5 protein-coding genes are annotated in these 4,709 nt (G+C 58.8%); 1 reads left to right on the top strand and 4 read right to left on the bottom strand.

Annotated elements, in window-relative coordinates; translation table 11 throughout:
• Nucleotides 1-11: 11 nt before the first annotated feature.
• From msrQ to ilvC, 4 genes are all read right to left on the bottom strand, one after another.
• Nucleotides 12-638 carry a protein-methionine-sulfoxide reductase heme-binding subunit MsrQ gene (gene msrQ / locus N5J71_RS22030; protein WP_279917651.1) on the bottom strand — a complete coding sequence of 209 codons (627 nt, stop codon included), beginning with the start codon at nt 636-638 and terminating at the stop codon, nt 12-14.
• Nucleotides 638-1,648: a protein-methionine-sulfoxide reductase catalytic subunit MsrP gene (gene msrP / locus N5J71_RS22025; protein ID WP_045107734.1), complete on the bottom strand. Its 1,011-nt coding sequence runs from the start codon at nt 1,646-1,648 to the stop codon at nt 638-640. The genes msrQ and msrP overlap by 1 nt, the downstream gene beginning before the upstream one ends.
• Before the next feature lie 66 nt (nt 1,649-1,714).
• A complete protein-coding gene (gene pssA, locus N5J71_RS22020; protein WP_045107781.1) occupies nt 1,715-2,530 on the bottom strand; it encodes a CDP-diacylglycerol--serine O-phosphatidyltransferase in 816 nt (271 codons plus the stop codon).
• Nucleotides 2,531-2,677: 147 nt separating this feature from the next.
• On the bottom strand, nt 2,678-3,736 hold the full coding sequence (gene ilvC, locus N5J71_RS22015; RefSeq protein ID WP_302847419.1) for a ketol-acid reductoisomerase: 1,059 nt from the start codon (nt 3,734-3,736) through the stop codon (nt 2,678-2,680).
• A gap of 83 nt (nt 3,737-3,819) precedes the next feature.
• Here ilvC and ilvY point away from each other — a divergent pair, with 83 nt between their 5' ends.
• A complete protein-coding gene (gene ilvY, locus N5J71_RS22010; protein ID WP_074861360.1) occupies nt 3,820-4,701 on the top strand; it encodes an HTH-type transcriptional activator IlvY in 882 nt (293 codons plus the stop codon).
• Nucleotides 4,702-4,709: the final 8 nt, after the last annotated feature.

Below are 4,709 nucleotides of genomic sequence, written 5' to 3'. Positions count from 1 at the left end.
GCGCGTCAAGCTTATATTTCAATTTTCTTTGGATTCTCTCGAAAAAGGACGCCCGCTCTCTGCAATGCGCCCGCGACAGCGGAGAGACGCATCAGCAGCAACGCGCCACCGATCAACGCGTAAGCGAGCCACTCCCCCAGATCAGCCCGCACCACCCAGAGCATGTGCAACAAAGCCAGCAGCAGGATGGCGTAAACCAGGCGATGCAGCGTCTTCCACTTACGACCCAGTTTTCTGATGCTGAAACGGTTGGAGGTAACGGCCAGAGCCAGCAAGCCAACAAAAGCTAATGCACCCACAATGATGTACGGGCGCTCGGAAAGATCGCGAAGCACTAGATCCAGACGCAACCCGGCGATAAACAGCACATAGCCGGACAGGTGCAGCGTCACGTAGGCAAAGCACCACAGTCCCAGCTGTCGTCGCACGGCAATCCACCCACCCCAACGCGTCAACTGCTGCAGCGGCGTCATTGCCAAGGTGATCAACAGAAGGATCAGAGCACCGAGCCCCAGGTTATCCACCAGCACCTTACCGGGGTCAGGCCCCAGCAAATTGAAGACGGCGCAGTACAGCCAATACAGCGGCGGTACCGATGCAGCCAGGAATACGCCGACGCGCCAGAGCCTGTAGCGCATCAGTAGTACCTCGACAGATCCATGCCCGCATAGAGGTCAGCGACCTCCTCGTAGCCATTGAACATCCGTGTATCGATCACATTGGGGCTGAACAACCTGCTAGGCAGACGCCGCTCGGTTGCTTGAGACCAGCGCGGATGATCCACCTGCGGGTTGACGTTGGCATAGAAGCCGTACTCGTTCGGCGCAATGCGCTCCCAGGTAGTTTTAGGCGCCTCGCTCACCAGGCTGATGCGTACGATGGATTTGATGCTTTTGAAACCATATTTCCAGGGCACCACCAGACGCAAGGGAGCGCCGTTCTGGTTCGGCAGCACTCGGCCGTACATGCCGACAGCCATGAAGGCCAACGGATGCATGGCCTCGTCCAGACGTAAGCCTTCCACATAAGGCCAATCGATCAGAGAGAACCCCGAGCGCTGGCCCGGCATGCGCTCACGATCGACCAGCGTCTCGAAACGTACATAGCGCGCCGACAAAGTGGGCTCGACCTGCTTGAGCAGATCAGCCAACGGAAAGCCCAGCCAGGGAATGACCATGGACCAGGCCTCGACGCAGCGCAGCCTGTAGATGCGCTCTTCAAATGCATGCGGTTTGACCAGATCCTCGATGGAGTAGCGCCCTGGCTTGCTCACTTCGCCATCGACCATCACCGTCCAGGGCTCGACCTGTAGCTTGCCGGCATTGGCTGCCGGATCACCCTTGCCTGTGCCGAACTCATAGAAGTTGTTGTAATGCGTGGCGTCCCTGAAAGGCGTGATGCTTTCACCTTCAGCGGTTATCGCCTGCCAGCGCGCTGCTGCCAGCTTCTCTTGAAACCAGCCCGGAGGCTTCGACGGCTCGACATCCGCGTAGACACCTGCAGCGTAAGCACTGGCCAGCCCCGGCATGGCAGCCATGGCCGCCAATGCCAGCGAGCCCTGCATTAGCTTGCGGCGGGAGAGATAAACCGACTCGGGGGTGACTTCGGACTCCAGGGCCCGAGAGGAAGGGGGAACTCGGATGAGCATGGCGACTCCGCGACTACAGTTCTAGAAGCGAACTGTAGACCACGGAACGCGGAAGAAATTACAGCATCACGCCGATTTACGACGGCGTAATTGCAACAGGTACTGAATAGGCCCAGAAAACGCGTAGGCAAGGAAGATCAGAAGCAGGATACGGGGCGGATCGCTGAATACCACCGCAAACCCCAGCACAACGGCAAGAATGGCCACGAACGGCACGCGCCCCTTCAGATCCAGATCCTTGAAGCTGTAGTACTTGATATTGCTGACCATCAGGCAACCTGCAGCCGCCACCAGCAACGCCACGGCGAAGGACATGTTCGAGCCCTTGATGCCGAAGTCACTGAACGCCCAAACGGTCCCGGCAACCACACCGGCCGCAGCCGGACTGGCCAGACCGATGAAATAGCGCTTATCGACACTACCGATCTGCGTATTGAACCGGGCCAGACGCAACGCCGCCCCGGCAACATAGATGAAGGCGACCATCCAGCCCACCTTTCCCATGCTGCCCAGCGCCCATTCGAATGCGAGCAGAGCCGGCGCCACACCGAAGGCGACCATGTCGGAAAGCGAGTCATACTCGGCACCGAATGCGCTTTGTGTATTGGTCAGGCGCGCCACACGCCCATCCAGGCTATCGAGCACCATGGCCACGAACACAGCGGCAGCAGCTACGTAGAAGTTGCCGTTCATCGCGTTGATGATGGAATAGAAACCGGCGAACAGGTTGGCCGTGGTGAACAGATTGGGCAGCAGGTAGATGCCACGATGGCGCACCTTGCGCCCTTCCGCGTCCTGCCCTTCCTCTATGTGCTCGTCGATCGGCAGCAGGCTTTCCAGATTGTCGCCAGCCGGCTTTTGATCCTCGGGACCTTCACTCATGAACAGCACCTTGCAACGGGTTTGACGAATTTCAACCGGGACGACTGAACTCAGTTCGTCTTCCGGTGAGCTGGCTTTATACCAGAAGCCTCGCCCCAGAATGAAAAAACGCGGCATAAAGCCGCGTTCTTTCGCACATCGCAGACCTTAGTTCTTGGCCTTGTCGACGATCTTGTTGGCAGCGATCCACGGCATCATCGAGCGCAGCTGCTCGCCGATGACTTCGATACCATGAGCGGCGTTGTTACGACGCTTGGCGGTCATCGACGGGTAGCCAGTGGCGCCTTCGCTGATGAACATCTTGGCGTACTCGCCGTCCTGGATACGCTTGAGGGCGTTGCGCATGGCCTGACGGGATTCGGCGTTGATCACTTCCGGACCGGTCACGTACTCGCCGTACTCGGCGTTGTTGGAGATCGAGTAGTTCATGTTGGCGATGCCGCCTTCGTACATGAGGTCAACGATCAGCTTCAGTTCGTGCAGGCACTCGAAATAGGCCATTTCCGGCGCGTAGCCAGCTTCGACCAGGGTTTCGAAACCGGCCTTGACCAGCTCGACGGTGCCGCCGCAGAGAACGGCCTGCTCACCGAACAGGTCGGTTTCGGTCTCGTCCTTGAAGGTGGTTTCGATGATGCCGGTACGACCACCGCCAACGCCCGAGGCGTAGGACAGGGCGACGTTCTTGGCATTGCCGGAGGCGTCCTGGTAAACCGCGATCAGGTCAGGAATGCCGCCGCCTTTGACGAACTCGGTACGTACAGTGTGGCCCGGAGCCTTCGGCGCGATCATGATCACGTCGAGGTCGGCACGCGGTACGACCTGGTTGTAGTGGATGGCGAAGCCGTGGGAAAAGGCCAGGGTAGCGCCCTTCTTGATGTTCGGCTCGATCTCGTTCTTGTACAGCTGGCCCTGGAACTCGTCCGGGGTCAGGATCATGACCAGATCGGCAGCAGCAACGGCAGTGGCAACGTCAGCCACTTTCAGGCCATGGGCTTCGGCCTTGGCCACGGTCGCGGAACCTTTACGCAGACCCACGGTGACGTCAACGCCGGAATCCTTCAGGTTGCAAGCCTGGGCGTGGCCCTGGGAGCCATAACCGATGATGGCGACTTTCTTGCCCTGGATGATGGAGAGGTCGCAATCTTTGTCGTAATAAACTTTCATGTTGTGGGCTCTTTTCAATCGAAAGGGATGGGTGCGAAGCACCGCGACGAGGACACCTTAAGTGATCCACACCATTGCGTAAAATGATATATTTGCAACACAACATGCCGATTTGTGAAATATAGATGGACAGCCATTCCCTCAGGCTTTTTCTCGCCCTGGCCGACAATCTGCACTTCGGCCGCACCAGTCGCGAACAGCATGTCAGCCCGTCCGCGCTCAGCCGCAGCATCAAGCAGCTCGAAGATGAACTCGGCGCCGCCCTGTTCGTGCGCGACAACCGCTCGGTGCGCCTGACGCGCGAAGGCCAGCAGTTTCGCGAATACGCCAGCGAGGTCATCAATGGCTGGCAGGCAATACGGCAGACCTTCATGCAGGATCAGCTCAACCTGCACGGCGAACTGTCGCTGTACTGCTCGGTCACAGCCAGCTACAGCTTCCTTTATGACATCCTCAGCAGCTTCCGCCAGGACTACCCACGCATCGAAATGAAACTGCACACTGGCGACCCGGCGAAAGCCGTCGAGCGCGTACAGCAAGGCCTGGAAGATCTGGCCATTGGCGCCCTGCCCGACAGCCTGCCCAACGGTGTGGTGTTCCAGTCGATCACCCGCTCTGAATTGCGCTTTATCGGCCCGCAAGCACCACAGCTATTGAACGAGGAACAACTCAAGCATCCGGGCGCGGAAAGCTGGAAGGACGTGCCGATGATTCTGTCCGAAGAAGGCCTGGCCCGCACGCGCACCGACCGCTGGCTGAAACATCACAACATCAAGCCACGTATCTATGCCCAGGTGAGCGGCAACGAAGCCATCGTCAGCATGGTCAGCCTGGGCTTCGGCATCGGCGTGGTGCCGCAGATCGTCCTGGACAACAGCCCGCTGACCGCCCGCATCCGAATCTACGATATCCAGCCACCGCTCACCGCTTATGACATTGGCCTGTTCGCACTGGAAAAACGCCTCAAGGACCCGCTGATCGCCGCTTTCTGGAATCGCCAACGCTGAATTTCGGG

This window comes from Ectopseudomonas oleovorans, assembly GCF_029845265.1.
GTDB lineage: Bacteria > Pseudomonadota > Gammaproteobacteria > Pseudomonadales > Pseudomonadaceae > Aquipseudomonas > Aquipseudomonas oleovorans.
The sequence above is the reverse complement of the archived record's forward strand: the minus strand, read 5'-3'. Positions and strand labels throughout refer to the sequence as shown.

Coding starts and splice junctions, on each gene's coding strand:
- msrQ (WP_279917651.1), bottom strand. CDS start 638: ATGCGCTACAGGCTCTGGCGCGTCGGCGTATTCCTGGCTGCATCGGTA.
- msrP (WP_045107734.1), bottom strand. CDS start 1,648: ATGCTCATCCGAGTTCCCCCTTCCTCTCGGGCCCTGGAGTCCGAAGTC.
- pssA (WP_045107781.1), bottom strand. CDS start 2,530: ATGAGTGAAGGTCCCGAGGATCAAAAGCCGGCTGGCGACAATCTGGAA.
- ilvY (WP_074861360.1), top strand. CDS start 3,820: ATGGACAGCCATTCCCTCAGGCTTTTTCTCGCCCTGGCCGACAATCTG.